A 15,536-nucleotide genomic window follows, 5' to 3' on the forward strand; every position below is an offset into this window, starting at 1 on the left:
AGCGAAGGGGCGGGGCCGCCGGAAAAATCCAACGACCCCGCACCCTTTTCTAAGGCTGGAACAACCTAGACGCGCGGCTTCTCACGCATCTCGAAGGTCTCGATGATGTCGCCTTCGTTGATGTCGTTGTACGAGCCAAGGCCGATACCACACTCGAAGTCCGTCCGGACCTCGGTGGCGTCGTCCTTGAAGCGCTTGAGCGTCTCAACGGTGAGGTTGTCACCGATGATCTTGCCGTCGCGGCTGATGCGTGCCTTGGTGTTACGGCGGATGATGCCCGAGCGGACGATCGAGCCTGCGATGTTTCCGAACTTGGAGGAGCGGAAGACTTCGCGGACCTCGGCGGTGCCCAGCTGGAATTCTTCGTATTCCGGCTTGAGCATGCCCTTGAGCGCCATCTCGATGTCATCAATTGCGGAGTAGATGACGGAGTAGAAGCGCATGTCCACGCCTTCGCGGTCTGCCAGTTCGGCAACGCGCTCGGCAGGCTTGACGTTGAAGCCGATGATGACGGCGCTGTCCACTGTTGCCAGGTTGACGTCGTTCTGCGTGATGGCACCAACACCGCGGTGGATGACGCGCAGCTGCACGCCTTCGCCGACGTCGATCTTGAGCAGGGCGTCTTCGAGGGCTTCCACGGCACCGGACACGTCACCCTTGAGGATGAGGTTGAGGGTGTCGATCTTGCCGTCGGCCACTGCCTGGTCGAAGTCTTCCAGGCTGATGCGCTTGCGGCGCTTGGCCAGGGCGGCGTTGCGGTCGGCTGCTTCACGCTTCTCGGCGATCTGGCGGGCGGTGCGCTCGTCAGCGGTCACGAAGAAGGTGTCGCCTGCACGCGGCACGTTGGACAGACCCAGCACCTGCACGGGGCGGGACGGACCGGCCTCGGTCAGTGCGCTGCCGTCGTCGTCGAACATTGCGCGGACGCGGCCGTGGGCCGTGCCTGCAACGATCGTGTCGCCGACGCGCAAGGTACCGGACTGCACCAGGACGGTGGCAACCGCACCGCGGCCCTTGTCCAGGTTGGCTTCGATCGCGATACCGCGGGCGTCCTTGTTCGGGTTGGCGCGCATGTCCAGGGCAGCGTCTGCGGTCAGCAGGACAGCCTCGAGCAGCTCGTCGATGTTGAGGTTCTGGCGGGCAGAGACCTCTACGAACATGGTGTCGCCACCGTATTCTTCCGGAACCAGGCCGTACTCGGTCAGCTGGCCGCGGACCTTGTCCGGGTTGGCGCCTTCCTTGTCGATCTTGTTCACGGCCACGACGATGGGCACGTTGGCCGCCTGTGCGTGGTTGAGGGCTTCAACGGTCTGCGGCATAACGCCGTCGTCCGCTGCGACCACCAGGATGGCGATGTCGGTGACCTTCGCACCACGGGCACGCATGGCGGTGAACGCCTCGTGGCCCGGGGTATCGATGAAGGTGATCTTGCGGTCGTCGCCTTCGTGGTTGTGCGTGACCTGGTAGGCACCGATGTGCTGCGTGATGCCGCCGTGCTCGCCGGCCATGACGTCGGACTTGCGGATGGCGTCAAGCAGGCGGGTCTTACCGTGGTCCACGTGGCCCATGACGGTGACAACAGGAGGACGTGCCTCGAGTTCTTCATCGCCTTCGGCTTCGAGCTCGGCATCGAAGTCGATGTCGAAGCCGGAGAGCAGCTCGCGCTCCTCGTCTTCCGGAGACACAACCTGGAGCTTGTAGCCAAGCTCCTCGCCCAGCAGGGCAAAGGTCTCTTCATCCAGCGACTGCGTGGCCGTGGCCATTTCGCCGAGGTGGAAGAGGACGGTCACCAGTGCGGCGGGGTTTGCCTCGATCTTGTCGGCGAAGTCCGTGATGGACGAGCCGCGGCGCAGCCGGATGACGGTGTTGCCGTCGCCGCGGGGTACGCTCACGCCACCCAGCGACGGGGCACTCATCTGCTCAAGTTCCTGGCGCTTTGCACGCTTCGACTTGCGCTGCTTGCCACGACCGGCGCCGCCCTTGCCGAAGGCACCCTGGGTACCGCCGCGGCCGCGGCCGCCCTTGCCGAAGCCGCCGCCGGCGGGAGCACCGCCGCCGCCACCGGGACCGCCGGTTCCGGGAGCGCCACCCGGGCGTCCGGGACCACGCCCACCGGCACCGGGACGCCCTGCACCTGCGGGTGCGGGACGCTCAGTGCGGTTGGGCATCATGCCCGGAGTAGGACGGTTTCCACCGGCACCACCGGGGCGCGGTGCACCGGGGCGCGGGCCGCCGGCACCTGCTGCGGGACGGGGGCCGCCCGCGCCTGCTGCCGGACGCGGACCACCGGGACGGGGACCGCCGGCACCTGCTGCCGGACGCGGACCACCGGGACGGTCGCCGTCGGTGCGGCTTCCACCCGGGCGGGGCATGCCCTGCGAGGTGGCAAACGGGTTGTTGCCGGGACGGGGAGCACGCTCGCCGTCGCCGCCGCGGCCGCGGGGCATGCCCTGGGACGTGGCGAAGGGGTTATTGCCCGGACGGGGACCGCCGGGGCGGGGAGCGGAGCCACCCTGCCCTGAGCCGCCGGAACGGGTAGGTGCAGCGGGGGTTTCAGCCTTGGGTGCCGGGCGTGCGCCGGGCTTCGCTCCGGTGGACGGAGCGGCCGGGGCCGGTGCAGCCGGAGCTGCGGGCGCGCTGGCAGCGGGGGCTGCCGGAGCAGCTGCCTGTGCCGGTGCTGCCGGGGCGGCGGCCGCGGGGGCCTCAGCCTTGGGGGCCGGGGCTTTCGGTGCTGCCGGACCGGGTGCGGGTGTTGAGGGACGCGCCTCTGCCGCCGGGGCGGGCGCCTTGGGCGCTGCTGCCGGTGCTGCAGCCTTGGGGGCGGCGTCGGGGAAGGCGTTGCGCAGCTTGCGCACAACGGGGGCCTCAATGGTTGAAGAGGCAGAGCGAACGAATTCGCCCAGTTCCTGCAGTTTTGTCACTGCATCTTTGGAAGTAATACCGAGCTCTTTGGCGAGCTCATGTACGCGGACCTTGGCCACATTTCTCCTGTCTCGGTCCGCACCGAGCCAGGCACGAACCGTCTACTTCTTACTGCGGGCCCAAGCCGCAAATGCTGCAGAAGGGCCCATTGCAGAGCGCAACAAAGTTGTCATCGTTGCGCACTCATCGCTGGGAACTCATCGGGTTTCCATCAGTTTTCTGACCCGCTTTCAGGTTGGACGGTTGGTGTTGCAGTTGCCGGAACGCGTGCAACGCTCGGGCCTGATGTGATCCGGCGTTCCACGGCGGCGGTACCGGCCGCTCCCCGGAGGGCGCGTCCGAATGCTCGCCGCTTCAAAGCCAGAGCCAGGCACGATTCGCTGGGGTGCAGCCATGCACCCCGGCCAGCCATCCGGCGTCGTTCATCCACCAGGACAACGTTTGATCCGCTGCCTTCGGCGACGAGCCGGAGTAACTCATTCCGCTTGCCCTTCTTCCGGCATCCGATGCAGGTACGCTCCGGCTGATTCCCGCTTGCTACTGGCACGGTCATCTTCCTGACGTTCATATCTGCTGGCCGCGGACGGCCCTCCTCCGAGTGAACGGAATGGGGCACGCCCAGGGCGCACGGCTGCCGGCCGTTAGGCGCGGTCTTTACTATTCTAGCCCCTCCCAGCCTTTCTGCCCGAAACTGGGCGGGCGATTCGAGGCCGGGAGGGCGTCAGAAACTGTTCAGTTGTCGCGGGCAGCCGCGGCGTCGGACACGATGTCGATCCGCCAGCCGGTGAGCTTGGCCGCCAGCCGGGCGTTCTGGCCCTCTTTGCCGATGGCCAGGGACAGCTGGTAGTCCGGGACTACAACGCGCGCCGAGCGGGTGGCTTCATCGGTGATTGTGACCGAATTCACGCGCGACGGCGACAGGGCGCTGGCGATGAAGGTGGCCGGATTCTCGCTAAAGTCGACGATGTCGATCTTTTCGTCATTGAGTTCGGTCATCACGGCGCGGACGCGGGACCCCATTTCGCCAATGCAGGCGCCCTTGGCGTTGATGCCGGGAACGTTTGCCTTGACTGCGATCTTGGTGCGGTGGCCGGCTTCGCGGGCCAGGGCAACGATCTCGACGGAGCGATCGGCAATCTCGGGCACTTCCAGTTCGAACAGCTTCCGAACGAGGCCCGGATGGGACCGGGACAGCGTGACGGACGGGCCCTTCGAGCCGCGGTGGACGTCGATTACCAGTGCACGCAGCCGGTTGCCGTGGATGTATTTTTCCCCGGGAACCTGCTCCGGCGGCGGCAGCAGCGCCTCCACGGAACCCAGATTGACCTGGATCATGTGCGGATTGTTGCCCTGCTGGATGGTGCCGGACACCAGCTCGCCTTCACGGCCCTTGAACTCGCCCAGGACGTTGTCGTCTTCAACGTCGCGCAGTCGCTGCAGGATGATCTGGCGTGCGGTGCTGGCGGCGATCCGGCCGAAGCCTTCAGGGGTGTGCTCGAACTCGCCGACGGGGGCGCCGTCGTCGTCAATCTCCACAGCCCAGATGGTCACGTGGCCGCTCTTGCGGTCCAGCTCGGCACGGGCCTTTTCGAAGGCGCCGGGCGACTTGTGGTAGGCCACCAGGAGCGCCTGCTCAATGGTGGGGATCAGGAGGTCCAGCGGGATTTCACGCTCACGCTCCAGAAGTCTCAGTGCGCTCATGTCAATATCCATCAGGCCTCCTCAGAAGGTCCATTGTGTTCAGGTTCCAGACCATCCCCGTTCAGGTGGCTGAATTCGATCTCGACTTTTCCGGTGCGGATCCTGTCGAAAGGAAGTTTTATGGGGTCGCCCTGCTTGGGCTTCATGCCCTTCTTCACGGCGATCTCGGGGACGATGGTCACGCCGTCACCGTCCACCGATTTGATCCGGCCCATGACGTTTTCGCCCTGGACAACGTTGATCCTGGCCATGCGGCCCTTGGCGCGGTGCCAGTGCCGCGGCTCCGTCAGGGGGCGCCCGACGCCGGGAGAGGACACCTCGAGGTCATAGGGCCGGCCGTCGTCTCCGGGATCGTTGTCCAGGACGTCGGAGAGGATCCTGGAGATGTCGGCGATGACGTCGAGGCTGACGCCGCCGGTTTCCTCCTGGGGAAGGTCCACCACGACGTGGACCACGCGGTGGGAACCGGCCACGATGGCCACGTCCTCCAGGTAGAGGCGGTTCGCCTGCACCGCAGGTTCAAGGAGTGCGCGGAGCCGGTCAGCTTCCGGGTTGTGTGCGGGGGCGGCTTCAGCCTTACCCGTTCCGGTTTGGTCTGATGAAGCCGTGGCTTCTGCGTTGCTCACGATGCCGCGCCGCCTCCCTTATAGATGATGTTGTGTGTACTAGCGTAGCTATTTTACCGGTCCGGTGGGGCGGAGATTCCCCCGACGGCGTGACACCATGGTCTGTTGTGAAAGAAGACGATCCGGAAAACCGCCCAAAGCTGCGCTATTTCCGGTACGCCGTTATTTCGTTCACAGCCCTGATTGTGCTCAGCCTCGGATTCTCGCTTGTTCCCGCCGATCCTCCGGAACCCGGGGATCCCCCGTTCTCCGAGCAGGCCAGGGCGGCTGCCCTGCAGGATGCGCTGGATCTGCGTGCCGCAGCCGGGCGTTTGTCCGCCGCCGCCGGGGCCAGCGGCGACGCAAACCCAGCCGCCGCCGGCGAAACTGTGACCTTGCTGACCCTGCAGGCCCGCGCCTTCCTTTCACCGGCGGATTCCTACCCGCCGCATGATGCATCAGCGTCCGCCACTCCCCTGCCGTCGGGGCCGCCGTCGGGGCCCTCAGCGACGCCGGAGCCCACCACCGCGGGGCTGGCTTCAGCGTTGTCGGCCAGTGGTGTGCAACGCCTCACCGATGCCGCAGAGGCCGACGGCGGGATGGCGCGCCTGTTGGCGGGCGCCGGCACCGCCCAGCTGCTGGCGGCGGAGAACCTCGCCGCCGCAGCGGGAATCGCCCCGGAAACGCTTCCCCACGCCGGCGCAGCAGCGCCGCCCGTGGCCAGCCCGTCGGCGCCTGCACCCGATGCGACGGCATCTGCCTGCCCGTCCCCCTTTCCGGCGCCCGGTACTACAGGCCCCGGCGCCGCAACGGAACCCGGTGCTGCGGCAGGACAGGGCGCGGCCGGACAGGGCGCGGCCGGACAAGGCGCTGCAGGACAAGGCGCTGCAGGACGGGGACCAGCTGCCGCGGACACCCCAGCCGGGCTGGGACTCGCACTGTCCGCGGCTGTGGCCGCCGAGCAGCAGAGCACCTACGCCTACCAGGCGGCACTCCCCCGGCTGGGACCCGTCGATTCCCAGGCGGCGGAGGCCTTCCTTGGGCAGCACCGGGAACTCGCGGCCGGGGCCGCGGCGTACGCCCGTGCCGCCTGCAGTACCCCCCAGTCGCAGCAGCCGGGCTTTGTGCTGGATCCGGACTTCCTGGCGGCGCCCGGCGAGGGATTGGCCCGCCTGGAACTGGCAGCCCTGCCTGCCTACGGGGACGTTATTGCGCGGGCCGACGGCGGGCTGCGCGCCTGGGCGATCGCTGCCCTGCAGTCCGCCGCACGGCGCGCTGCACACTGGAACGGCGTTGTGGGGCCGGTTCCCGGCGTCCTGCTTGACCAGGACCAGCTCCCGGAGCTTCCGGCCAGTCCCGCGCCCCCGCCCGCGGAAACCCGGGGTCCTGCCCGACCGTGACTCCCGCCCGGCCGAGGCTCCCCCGGCAACGGCGGCGGCCCGCCGGACTGTGCCTCCCGCCGGACTGTGCCTCCCGTCAGACGGCGACTCCCGCCCCACAGGACCGCCGGCCGCCACTGGCGGCGCCGTCCTGGTCGCAGGGCAGGCTGGCCCGGAGGGACTCATGATGGTTTGCTGAAGGCATGGATGCACACGACCAGTCCCAGCCAGCAGGAACGGACGCTCCGAGCCCCGAGTTGCGCCGCCATCTGGAAACCGAACCGCACGGCACGGACATTGCCCAACGGCTGAACTGGCTCCGGGCCGGCGTCCTGGGCGCAAACGACGGTATCGTCTCCGTCGCGGCTATCGTGGTGGGCGTGGCAGGTGCTACCTCCGAAACGGGTCCCATCCTCGCCGCCGGCGCTGCCGGGCTGGTGGGCGGAGCGGTATCCATGGCACTCGGCGAGTACGTCTCCGTGAGCAGCCAAAGCGACAGCCAGCGGGCCCTCATCGAGAAGGAACGCCGGGAATTGGCCGAGGAACCGGAGGCGGAACTCGCCGAACTCACCGCCATCTACCAAGCCAAGGGCCTTAGCCCGGAAACGGCCGGGAAGGTCGCTGAAGAGCTCACGGCCCACGATCCCCTGGCGGCGCACCTCTCCGCGGAGCTCAACATCGATGAGACGGATATCGTGAGCCCCTGGCACGCAGCCTTCGCCTCCGCCGTCGCTTTTGTCATCGGCGCCATACTCCCGATGCTGGCGATCCTTCTCCCCCCGCCCGGGATCCGGGTTCCCCTGACCTTCGCCGCAGTCCTGGTGGCGCTGGCACTGACGGGAACGCTGGGCGCCTGGATCGGCGGCGGGTCGAAAACCCGGGCAGCAGTCCGGGTGGTGGTGGGCGGCGCCCTGGCGCTGGCTGCCACCTTCAGCATCGGCACCCTGCTCGGCGCCACGGGCGTGGTGTAGGAGCCTTATGTTCCGGCGGATACGTTAGGCCGGGAAGAAGGCCCCTGCACTTAGGCTGGAACTGATGAGCCAGTCAACCGTTGTACCGATTCCACCGGACCTTGCTGCGCGCTATGCCCGCACCAGCGCAGGACGCGACTGGCTCGCCTCCCTGCCCGGCATCATCTCCGGCCTGCTGGAGCGGTGGCGGCTCGCACCGGACCTCGCCCCTGGCTCCCTGCCGTGGAACGGCCACGGAGCGGTAGTGGTACCGGTGCTCAGGGACGACGGCATGCCGGCGGCCCTCAAGATCGCCTTCCCGCACGACGAAGCGCGCGTTGAGCGCCATGCGTTGGCCTTGTGGGGCGGGCACGGTGCCGTCGAACTGCTGGGAGCCGACGCCGGCACGTGTTCCATGCTCCTCGAAAGGCTCGACGCCGGGCACTCCCTGGCTACCGTCCCCCTGGCTGATGCCGTGGCAGTCTGGGGCGGCCTTGTCCGGCAGTTGAGCCTTGTTCCCGACGGCCGGCCGCAGTGGGGGGAGTTCGAGCACATCGCCGCCCGCGCCGAACAGTGGAGCGACGACTTTCCCGCTGACTGGGAACAGCTCGGCCGCCCCTTTCCACGGTGGCTGCTGGAAGCGGCGCTTGAGGTGTGCCAGACCCGCGGCGCGGTGGGGCGCCGCGGGGGCCGGGACGTCCTGGTCCACACGGACCTGCACTACCTCAACATCCTGGCCAGGCCGGATGCTGCGGCAAAAGCGGGGAGGCCGACGGCGGACGCGTTCGCCGCCATCGATCCGCAGCCCATGATCGGTGAAGCCGAGTTCGCGGTGGCGCCGCTGTTGTGGAACCGGCTGCAGGACCTCCCGCTGAACCAGCCCGAAGCCGGCCTGCGGCAGCGCTGCACGGACTTCAGCGCCGCTGCCGGTCTTGACCCCGACGCCGCACGGGAGTGGGGCCTGGCCAGGGAAGTGGCAAACGCACTGTGGTACGCCGGAAAGCCGGGCCACCGCGGCGACCTGGCCCGGTCCCTCTGGGTTGCCAGCACCCTTGCCGGCCGCACCCTGGAGGGACTGCCGCCGGCCCATGCGTTGCCGGAGCCCGGCCAGGCGCCCGCGGCCTGACGTCCGGCTGGGCACGCTGTCCGCTGCACGCCGGGTGGCAGGGAACACGCAGCCCGTCAGCCGGGGCGCACGGCGGAGTGAGCGGCTTTGACGGCATCCACCGCGGTGCGGACTTCATCCTCCCCGGTATGCCAGTTGCTGACCGAGACGCGCAGGATGTCCCGGTCCCGCCAGCGGGAGCCGGACATCCACACCCTGCCGTCCGCGATGATCCGCGCGGTCACGGCGCGGGTGGTCTCGTCGCCGCCGAATGCCAGGCACACCTGGGTGTAGCCGACGTCGTTCAGCACCTCCACGCCGTCCACCCCACCGAGGCCTGCTGCAATGTCCGCGGCAGCCGCAGCCATCCCCCGCACCTGCGCTGCCACGCCGTCGCTGCCGAGGCTCTTCAGCGCTGCCCATACCGGCACGCCGCGTGCGCGCCGCGACAGTTCGGGGACTTTCTCGAACGGATCGCCGGGACCTTCGGCGTCGTGCACCAGGTAACTGGTGTGCAGGCCCATGGCGGAGCGGAGGGCTGAAGCGTCCCGGACTATGGCTATGCCGCAGTCGTAGGGAACGTTGAGCGTCTTGTGGGCATCGGTGCCCCACGAGTCGGCTTCCTCGTACCCCCGGGTGAGGCCGCGCAGTTCGGGCACTGCGGCTGCCCAGAGGCCGAAAGCGCCGTCGACATGCACCCACGCGCCATGCTTGCGGGCAACGCGGATGGCTTCGGGGAAGGGATCAAAAGCGCCGGAATGGAGGTTCCCTGCCTGCACGCAGACCAGCGCCGGGCCCGAACCTTGGGCGAGTGCCGCGTCCAGGGCTTCGGGGATCAACCGTCCCTGGCTGTCGGCGTCCACCACCGTGGGCTTGCCCAGGCCCAGGTAGCGCAGGCCAAGATCCACGGTGTCGTGCCTTTCCCTTCCCACAAAGCAGCGGATCCGGGGAGCGCCAAACAGACCGTCACGGTCCAGGTCCCAGCCTGCGTCGCTGAGAAGCCGCCACCGGGCAGCGGCCATCCCGGTGAAGTTGGCCATGGTGGCGCCGGTGACGAAGCCGACGTCGGAGGCCGCCGGGAGACCCAGAAGCTCAAGGAGCCAACTGCCCGCGGCCTCCTCGATGGCCGCCATGGCGGGGGTGGCATACCGCAGCCCGGCGTTCTGGTCCCAGGCGCTCACCAGCCAGTCTGAGGCCAGGGCGGCGGGCAGGCTCCCGCCGATCACCCAGCCGAAGAACCGCCCGGAGGGCATTGCCATGAGCCCTGGTTCCGCCGTTGCGGCCAGGAGGTCAACTACCTCCTCGGCCGGCATTCCACCCCGGGGCAGCGGCCCGCCAAAAGCCTCCGCAAGATCGTGGGCTGCCGCCACCGGTCCCACCCGCCGGTCCGGAAGGCTGCCAAGCCAGGCTGTGGAGTGCCGGACCGCTGCTGCCAGGGCCGGCGCGTACTCGTCGTCGCCGTGTGACATACCTGCATGCTACGCCTCAGCGCCAGCGCCCACGAGGCCCCGGTGACAGGCAGTATCAGGCGAAGTTTTCCTGCCAGACGTCGTAGCCGAGCTTGATGATCAGTGCCGACACCACCAGCAGGAAGACCACCCGGACGAACCGGCTGCCCTGCTTCACGGCCGTCCTGGCTCCCAGGTAGCCGCCGGCCATATTCGCCGCCCCCAGCAGCAGGCCCACGCCCCACAGGATGGACCCGTGGGGCAGGAAGAACAACAGCGCCCCCGCGTTGGTGGCCATGTTGACGATCTTGGCTTTGGCACTGGCCTCGAGGAAGGCATAACCCATGGCGGAGACCAGCGCAATGACCAGGAACGAGCCCGTTCCCGGCCCGATGAGGCCGTCGTAAAAGCCAATGACGGCTCCAATCAGGCAGGCCACCACATAGTGCTTGTGGCCGGCGTGGCGCAGCGCGGTGATGCCGCCGACGTCCGGCTTCAGGGCCGTGAAAAGCGCGACAGCGACCAGCGCCGTGACGATGATGGGTTTGAAGACGCTGGCGGGCAGGTTTGCCGCCAGGACGGCGCCGCCAAAGCTGCCCGCCAGGGCGATCACGGCCATGGGCAGGGCCGTCCTGAGATCGGGCCCCACCCGGCGGTAGTACGTGGCGGCGCTGGTGGCGGTGCCGAAGATGGACCCCATCTTGTTCGTGGCAAGCGCCTGGACGGGCGTGATCCCCGGGACCAGCAGCAGGGCCGGAAGCTGGATCAGCCCGCCCCCGCCCACCACTGCGTCAACCCATCCGGCGGCAAAACCGGCCAGGACGATCAAGAGGAGCGTTGTCAGCCCGAGGGATTCGAGTCCAAACTCCACCGTTGCGTCAGTGGGCGCGGACAGCGTTGACTACATAGTCAACAGCCTTGTCCACCGCCACGTTCTCGGCCTCGCCGCTGCGGCGGTCCTTGATCTCCACAACCCCGTCCACCAGGCCGCGGCCAACGGCAAGGATGGTGGGAACGCCCACCAGTTCCGCATCCCCGAACTTGACCCCGGGAGAAACCTTGGGCCGGTCATCGAGGAGGACGTCGAGCCCCGCTGCCTCAAGTTCGGCTGCCAGGCGCTCGGCGGTCGCGAAGATCTCCTCGCCCTTGCCAACCGCCACGACATGGACGTCTGCAGGGGCGACAGCCCGCGGCCAGACAAGCCCCCGGGCGTCGTGGTTCGACTCGGCCAGTGCTGCCACGGCGCGGGTGACTCCCACCCCGTAGGAGCCCATGGTGACGGTGACCTGCTTGCCGTTCTGGTCCAGGACCTTCAGTTCCAGGGCCTCTGCGTACTTGCGGCCAAGCTGGAAGATGTGCCCCATCTCGATGCCGCGGGCGGTTTCCAGCGGGCCGGAACCGTCCGGGGCGGGGTCGCCTTCGCGGACTTCGGTGCATTCGATGACGCCGTCCCAGGTGAAGTCGCGTCCGGCCACCAGGCCGTACACGTGCTTGCCGGCCTGGTTGGCGCCGGTGATCCAGGAAGTGCCGCGGACCACGCGGGGGTCCACGAGGTACAGGAGCTTCGTTTGGCTTTCAGCGCCCAGCAGGGGCTCGTCCAGGGACAGGCCGGGGCCCAGGTAGCCCTTGACGATGAGCGGCTGCTTCTTGAGGTCGTCGTCATTGGCCGCTTCAAGGCCGATTTCGCCGCCAATGGGCAGGAACGAGCCGATGTTCGCCTCAACGCGCTTCAGGTCCACGCCGCGGTCGCCAGGAACGCCGATGACCACCAGCTGGCGCTCTCCGGTGGGCAGGGTGACGGCGAGCACCACATTCTTCAGGGTGTCGGCGGCAGTCCAGGCGCCGCCGTCGGCCTCGCTGCGGGGCGCGATCTGGTTGGAGGCGGCCACCAGCGTGTCGATGGTGGGGGTTTCCGGGGTGTCGCGGACCTCGGCGGCGGGAGCCGCGCTGAAGTCGATGTCCGCCGGGACAACCGTGGTGACGGCCTCAACGTTCGCTGCGTAGCCGCCGGCGGAGCGCACGAACGTGTCCTCGCCGATGTCCGTGGGGTGCAGGAATTCCTCGCTCTTGGACCCGCCCATGGCACCGGCGGTCGCGGTGACCGGAATGACCTCCAGGCCAAGGCGCTCGAAGATGCGCAAGTAGGCGCCGCGGTGGGCGGCATAGCTGGCGTCCAGGCCGGCGTCGTCAACGTCGAAGGAGTAGGAGTCCTTCATGATGAACTCGCGTCCGCGCAGGAGGCCGGCGCGGGGACGCGCCTCATCGCGGTACTTGTTCTGGATCTGGTAGAGGCTCAGCGGCAGGTCCTTGTAGGACGAATACAGGTCCTTGACCAGCAGCGTGAACATTTCCTCGTGGGTGGGGGCCAGCAGGTAGTCGGCGCCCTTGCGGTCCTGGAGCCGGAACAGGCCCTCGCCGTATTCGGTCCAGCGGTTGGTGGCCTCGTACGGTTCGCGGGGCAGGAGGGCCGGGAAGTGGACTTCCTGTGCCCCAATGCTGGCCATTTCCTCACGGATGATGGCTTCCACTTTGCGCAGGACGCTCAATCCCAGCGGCAGCCAGGTGTAGATGCCCGGGGCCGCGCGGCGGATGTAGCCTGCGCGGACCAGGAGCCGGTGGCTGGCCACCTCGGCGTCGACGGGATCTTCACGCAGGGTGCGGAGGAACAGCTGGGACAGTCTTGTAACCACGGGTGGGTATCCGTTTCTGGGGAGGTGCTGGGGCAACAGCAAGCCGGGCGTTTCGTCTGGGTACTAATCTACCGGCTTGCGGGAGCCCGGAACGCAGTTGAGCCACGCCCGGACATGCAAAGCCCCTGGCCCCCCAAGAGGCTGGTCATCGCATCCGGGCGTGGCTCGACGCCGTTATCGCCCAAGTACTGGTGAGGACTGGTGAGACCGCCCACGCCACTCCAGCGCAGCTAGATCGAACCTATGTGATCCAGCGCACGATGACAAGTGCTTCCCACATTCCCGACACCAGGATCCAGGTTGGGGCCTTTCCGGCGCCCGGAAAGTGTCCTAGAAGAGCACCGTCGCGAACGTCCCAACCTGGCTGAAGCCCACCCGCTCGTAGGTGGCGCGCGCACGGGTATTGAAACCGTTGACGTAGAGACTGGTGACGGGCGCGACCTTCCGCGCCTGCTCCACCACGGAAGCCATGTACCCGGCGCTCAGGCCCTGGCCGCGGTACAGCGGGTTCATCCAGACACCCTGGATCTGCGTGACGTCGGAGGTGACGGCACCCAGTTCAGCCTTGAACACCACTTCGCGGGCCTCGTTCAAGTGCACCAGGGAGTGGCCCTGCCGGATGAGGCCCTCCACGCGGCGGCTGTAGAACTCCCTGCCGCCCAAGAAGGGCGAGTACCCCACTTCCTCTTCGAACATCGCGGCGCAGGCCGGCAGGATGCGGTCGAAGTCCGCGAGGTTTCCCAACGCCAGCCCCGGGTTCGGCTCCACGGAGGGCCCTTCACTGATGGTCATCAAAGGCTGGTCCGGGCGCACCTCGTGGGCCCGGTGCCCCAGGTCAACCAGCTCGGCATGCAGGGCCAGCACGGCGGCGGCCGGCCCAAAGGCGGAGGCATAGCGGCGGCCGGACCTGTTGGCGGCCGCGGCCACCACTCCGGCCAGGGTAGGCTCCAGCTGGATGGGCACCAGGTTGGCGCCGGCCCAGCAGGCACCTGCCAGGACGCCGTCGTCGAACACTCCCAGGACGCCGGCACCGCCGCTGGTGGGAGCCGCGGTGCCGGTGGCGCGCAGATGCGCGAGGATAAACACGTTGGAGACCGGATCACGCTGCGCCAGGAGCACAAGGGCAGCGGTGTCGTCCCCGTCAAGGGTGCGGACGGAAATCCCCGGCGGGTCGGGGACGTCCTTACGAGACGCTAACCACGGGGCTACCCTTGACAGCATCTTCGCCATCGGCCTCCCCCATCTCTTCCGCGATACGCATGGCCTCTTCGATCAGTGTCTCAACAATCTGGCTCTCGGGGACAGTCTTGATGACTTCGCCCTTCACAAAGATCTGGCCCTTGCCGTTGCCTGAGGCAACACCAAGATCTGCTTCGCGGGCCTCACCGGGTCCGTTCACCACGCAGCCCATGACCGCGACGCGCAGCGGGATCTCCATTCCTTCCAGCCCGGCAGTGACCTGCTCGGCGAGGGTGTACACATCCACCTGGGCGCGGCCGCAGGAGGGGCAGGAGACGATTTCGAGCTTGCGGGGACGCAGGTTGAGGGACTGCAGGATCTGGTTTCCAACCTTGATTTCCTCCACCGGCGGGGCCGAAAGGGAAACCCGGATGGTGTCGCCGATGCCCTTGGACAGGAGCGCGCCGAAGGCCGTGGCCGACTTGATGGTTCCCTGGAACGCCGGGCCGGCCTCGGTGACGCCGAGGTGCAGGGGCCAGTCGCCTTTCTCCGCCAGCATCTCGTAGGCCGCCACCATGATGACGGGGTCATTGTGCTTAACCGAGATCTTGAAGTCGTGGAAGCCATGCTCCTCGAAGAGGGACGCTTCCCAGACGGCGGATTCCACCAGTGCTTCAGGGGTAGCCTTGCCGTACTTCTTGAGGATGCCCGGCTCCAGGGATCCGGCATTGACGCCGATGCGGATGGAGGTGCCGTGATCGCGCGCCGCAGCGGCGATCTCCTTGACCTGGTCATCGAACTTGCGGATATTGCCGGGGTTTACGCGTACCGCTGCGCAGCCGGCCTCGATCGCCGCGAAGACGTATTTGGGCTGGAAGTGGATGTCCGCAATTACCGGGATCTGCGACTTCCGCGCGATAATCGGCAGCGCCTCGGCGTCATCGGCGGACGGGCAGGCCACGCGCACAATGTCGCAGCCGGACGCCGTCAGTTCGGCGATCTGCTGCAGCGTGGCGTTGATGTCCGTGGTGGGCGTGGTGGTCATGGACTGCACGCTGATGGGCGAGTCCGATCCAACACCCACGGAACCGACTTTGATCTGCCGGGTCTTGCGGCGGGGGGCAAGGACGGGTGGCGGTGCTGAGGGCATTCCCAGGCTGACCGAGGTCACGAGGACTCCTAGAGATTGAAAGCGGGAGGAGGCTTAAGCGGCGAGGCCGGCAAGCACGCCGGTGATGGGCGACCATTCGGTGATCCGGGTTCCGGCGATCACCCCGGCGGCTGCGAACGGGTCCTGCTTGAGGATCGAATTGAGGGCGGCCTCGTTGTCAGCCTTGAAAATCAGCAGCGCACCGGCCCCGTCGCCATACGGGCCGCTGGCCAGGATGGCGCCGTCCTGCGCCAGGCCGGCAGTCCATTCGCGGTGCGCGGGCCGGGCGGCGTTGCGGTCTTCTGTGGACTCTGCGGCATAAACGTACTCAACGGCAAAAACAGTCATACCGCTACCCTATCGCCCTGCCCGCCTTCGCACCCATCCGGAGCGTGGACGCGCCCGGC

At 67.9% G+C, this 15,536-nt stretch carries 13 protein-coding genes; 3 read left to right on the top strand and 10 right to left on the bottom strand.

The features are described from left to right. Positions 1-65: 65 nt before the first annotated feature. The 4 genes from infB to rimP all read right to left on the bottom strand — a co-directional run bounded on the left by infB (position 66) and on the right by rimP (position 5,249). The gene (gene infB / locus WHH00_RS11855; RefSeq protein WP_406632994.1) at positions 66-2,981 is read right to left on the bottom strand and encodes a translation initiation factor IF-2; all 2,916 of its coding nucleotides are present in this window, start codon (positions 2,979-2,981) and stop codon (positions 66-68) included. Positions 2,982-3,133: 152 nt separating this feature from the next. After that, positions 3,134-3,490, bottom strand: a complete 357-nt coding sequence (locus tag WHH00_RS11860) for a YlxR family protein (RefSeq protein WP_406632996.1) — start codon at positions 3,488-3,490, stop codon at positions 3,134-3,136. Positions 3,491-3,654: 164 nt separating this feature from the next. Further along, a complete protein-coding gene (gene nusA, locus WHH00_RS11865) occupies positions 3,655-4,635 on the bottom strand; it encodes a transcription termination factor NusA (protein WP_350004674.1) in 981 nt (326 codons plus the stop codon). Further along, positions 4,635-5,249, bottom strand: a complete 615-nt coding sequence (rimP, locus tag WHH00_RS11870; protein ID WP_406632998.1) for a ribosome maturation factor RimP — start codon at positions 5,247-5,249, stop codon at positions 4,635-4,637. The genes nusA and rimP overlap by 1 nt, the downstream gene beginning before the upstream one ends. A gap of 107 nt (positions 5,250-5,356) precedes the next feature. Between rimP and WHH00_RS11875 the strand changes: the two genes are divergently transcribed. The 3 genes from WHH00_RS11875 to WHH00_RS11885 all read left to right on the top strand — a co-directional run bounded on the left by WHH00_RS11875 (position 5,357) and on the right by WHH00_RS11885 (position 8,683). After that, entirely contained in the window at positions 5,357-6,628 is a 1,272-nt protein-coding gene (locus tag WHH00_RS11875; protein ID WP_406633000.1) for a DUF4439 domain-containing protein, read from the top strand. Positions 6,629-6,810: 182 nt separating this feature from the next. Further along, positions 6,811-7,578, top strand: coding sequence for a VIT family protein (locus WHH00_RS11880; protein ID WP_231455365.1), 768 nt, complete (start codon positions 6,811-6,813; stop codon positions 7,576-7,578). Positions 7,579-7,642: 64 nt separating this feature from the next. Beyond that, complete coding sequence (locus tag WHH00_RS11885; protein ID WP_406633002.1) at positions 7,643-8,683, top strand: aminoglycoside phosphotransferase family protein; 1,041 nt, start codon at positions 7,643-7,645, stop codon at positions 8,681-8,683. A 56-nt stretch (positions 8,684-8,739) separates the two neighbouring features. On the opposite strand, the gene WHH00_RS11890 is transcribed toward WHH00_RS11885, so the two are convergent. The 6 genes from WHH00_RS11890 to WHH00_RS11915 all read right to left on the bottom strand — a co-directional run bounded on the left by WHH00_RS11890 (position 8,740) and on the right by WHH00_RS11915 (position 15,477). Continuing rightward, positions 8,740-10,131: a pyridoxal phosphate-dependent decarboxylase family protein gene (locus WHH00_RS11890; RefSeq protein WP_406633004.1), complete on the bottom strand. Its 1,392-nt coding sequence runs from the start codon at positions 10,129-10,131 to the stop codon at positions 8,740-8,742. A gap of 55 nt (positions 10,132-10,186) precedes the next feature. Next, positions 10,187-10,981 (bottom strand): sulfite exporter TauE/SafE family protein, encoded by a 795-nt coding sequence (locus tag WHH00_RS11895; protein WP_406633006.1) that lies wholly within the window; start codon positions 10,979-10,981, stop codon positions 10,187-10,189. A gap of 7 nt (positions 10,982-10,988) precedes the next feature. Then, the gene (locus WHH00_RS11900; protein ID WP_406633008.1) at positions 10,989-12,800 is read right to left on the bottom strand and encodes a proline--tRNA ligase; all 1,812 of its coding nucleotides are present in this window, start codon (positions 12,798-12,800) and stop codon (positions 10,989-10,991) included. Positions 12,801-13,130: 330 nt separating this feature from the next. Next, the gene (locus tag WHH00_RS11905) at positions 13,131-14,021 is read right to left on the bottom strand and encodes a GNAT family N-acetyltransferase (RefSeq protein ID WP_406638582.1); all 891 of its coding nucleotides are present in this window, start codon (positions 14,019-14,021) and stop codon (positions 13,131-13,133) included. After that, the gene (gene ispG / locus WHH00_RS11910; protein WP_066274770.1) at positions 13,984-15,150 is read right to left on the bottom strand and encodes a flavodoxin-dependent (E)-4-hydroxy-3-methylbut-2-enyl-diphosphate synthase; all 1,167 of its coding nucleotides are present in this window, start codon (positions 15,148-15,150) and stop codon (positions 13,984-13,986) included. Before ispG ends, WHH00_RS11905 begins: the two co-directional genes overlap by 38 nt. 33 nt (positions 15,151-15,183) lie before the next feature. Then, entirely contained in the window at positions 15,184-15,477 is a 294-nt protein-coding gene (locus WHH00_RS11915) for a YciI family protein (protein ID WP_231455361.1), read from the bottom strand. Positions 15,478-15,536 lie beyond the last annotated feature (59 nt).

The sequence above is a fragment of the Pseudarthrobacter quantipunctorum genome (genome assembly GCF_045291495.1).
In the GTDB taxonomy this organism is placed as follows: Bacteria; Actinomycetota; Actinomycetes; order Actinomycetales; family Micrococcaceae; genus Arthrobacter; species Arthrobacter quantipunctorum.

What these genes read in the sequence shown, in the direction of transcription:
- WHH00_RS11860 (WP_406632996.1), bottom strand. Translation starts at nt 3,490, where the DNA reads ATGAACGTCAGGAAGATGACCGTGCCAGTAGCAAGCGGGAATCAGCCG.
- nusA (WP_350004674.1), bottom strand. Translation starts at nt 4,635, where the DNA reads ATGGATATTGACATGAGCGCACTGAGACTTCTGGAGCGTGAGCGTGAA.
- WHH00_RS11880 (WP_231455365.1), top strand. Translation starts at nt 6,811, where the DNA reads ATGGATGCACACGACCAGTCCCAGCCAGCAGGAACGGACGCTCCGAGC.
- WHH00_RS11885 (WP_406633002.1), top strand. Translation starts at nt 7,643, where the DNA reads ATGAGCCAGTCAACCGTTGTACCGATTCCACCGGACCTTGCTGCGCGC.
- WHH00_RS11890 (WP_406633004.1), bottom strand. Translation starts at nt 10,131, where the DNA reads ATGTCACACGGCGACGACGAGTACGCGCCGGCCCTGGCAGCAGCGGTC.
- WHH00_RS11905 (WP_406638582.1), bottom strand. Translation starts at nt 14,021, where the DNA reads ATGCTGTCAAGGGTAGCCCCGTGGTTAGCGTCTCGTAAGGACGTCCCC.
- WHH00_RS11915 (WP_231455361.1), bottom strand. Translation starts at nt 15,477, where the DNA reads ATGACTGTTTTTGCCGTTGAGTACGTTTATGCCGCAGAGTCCACAGAA.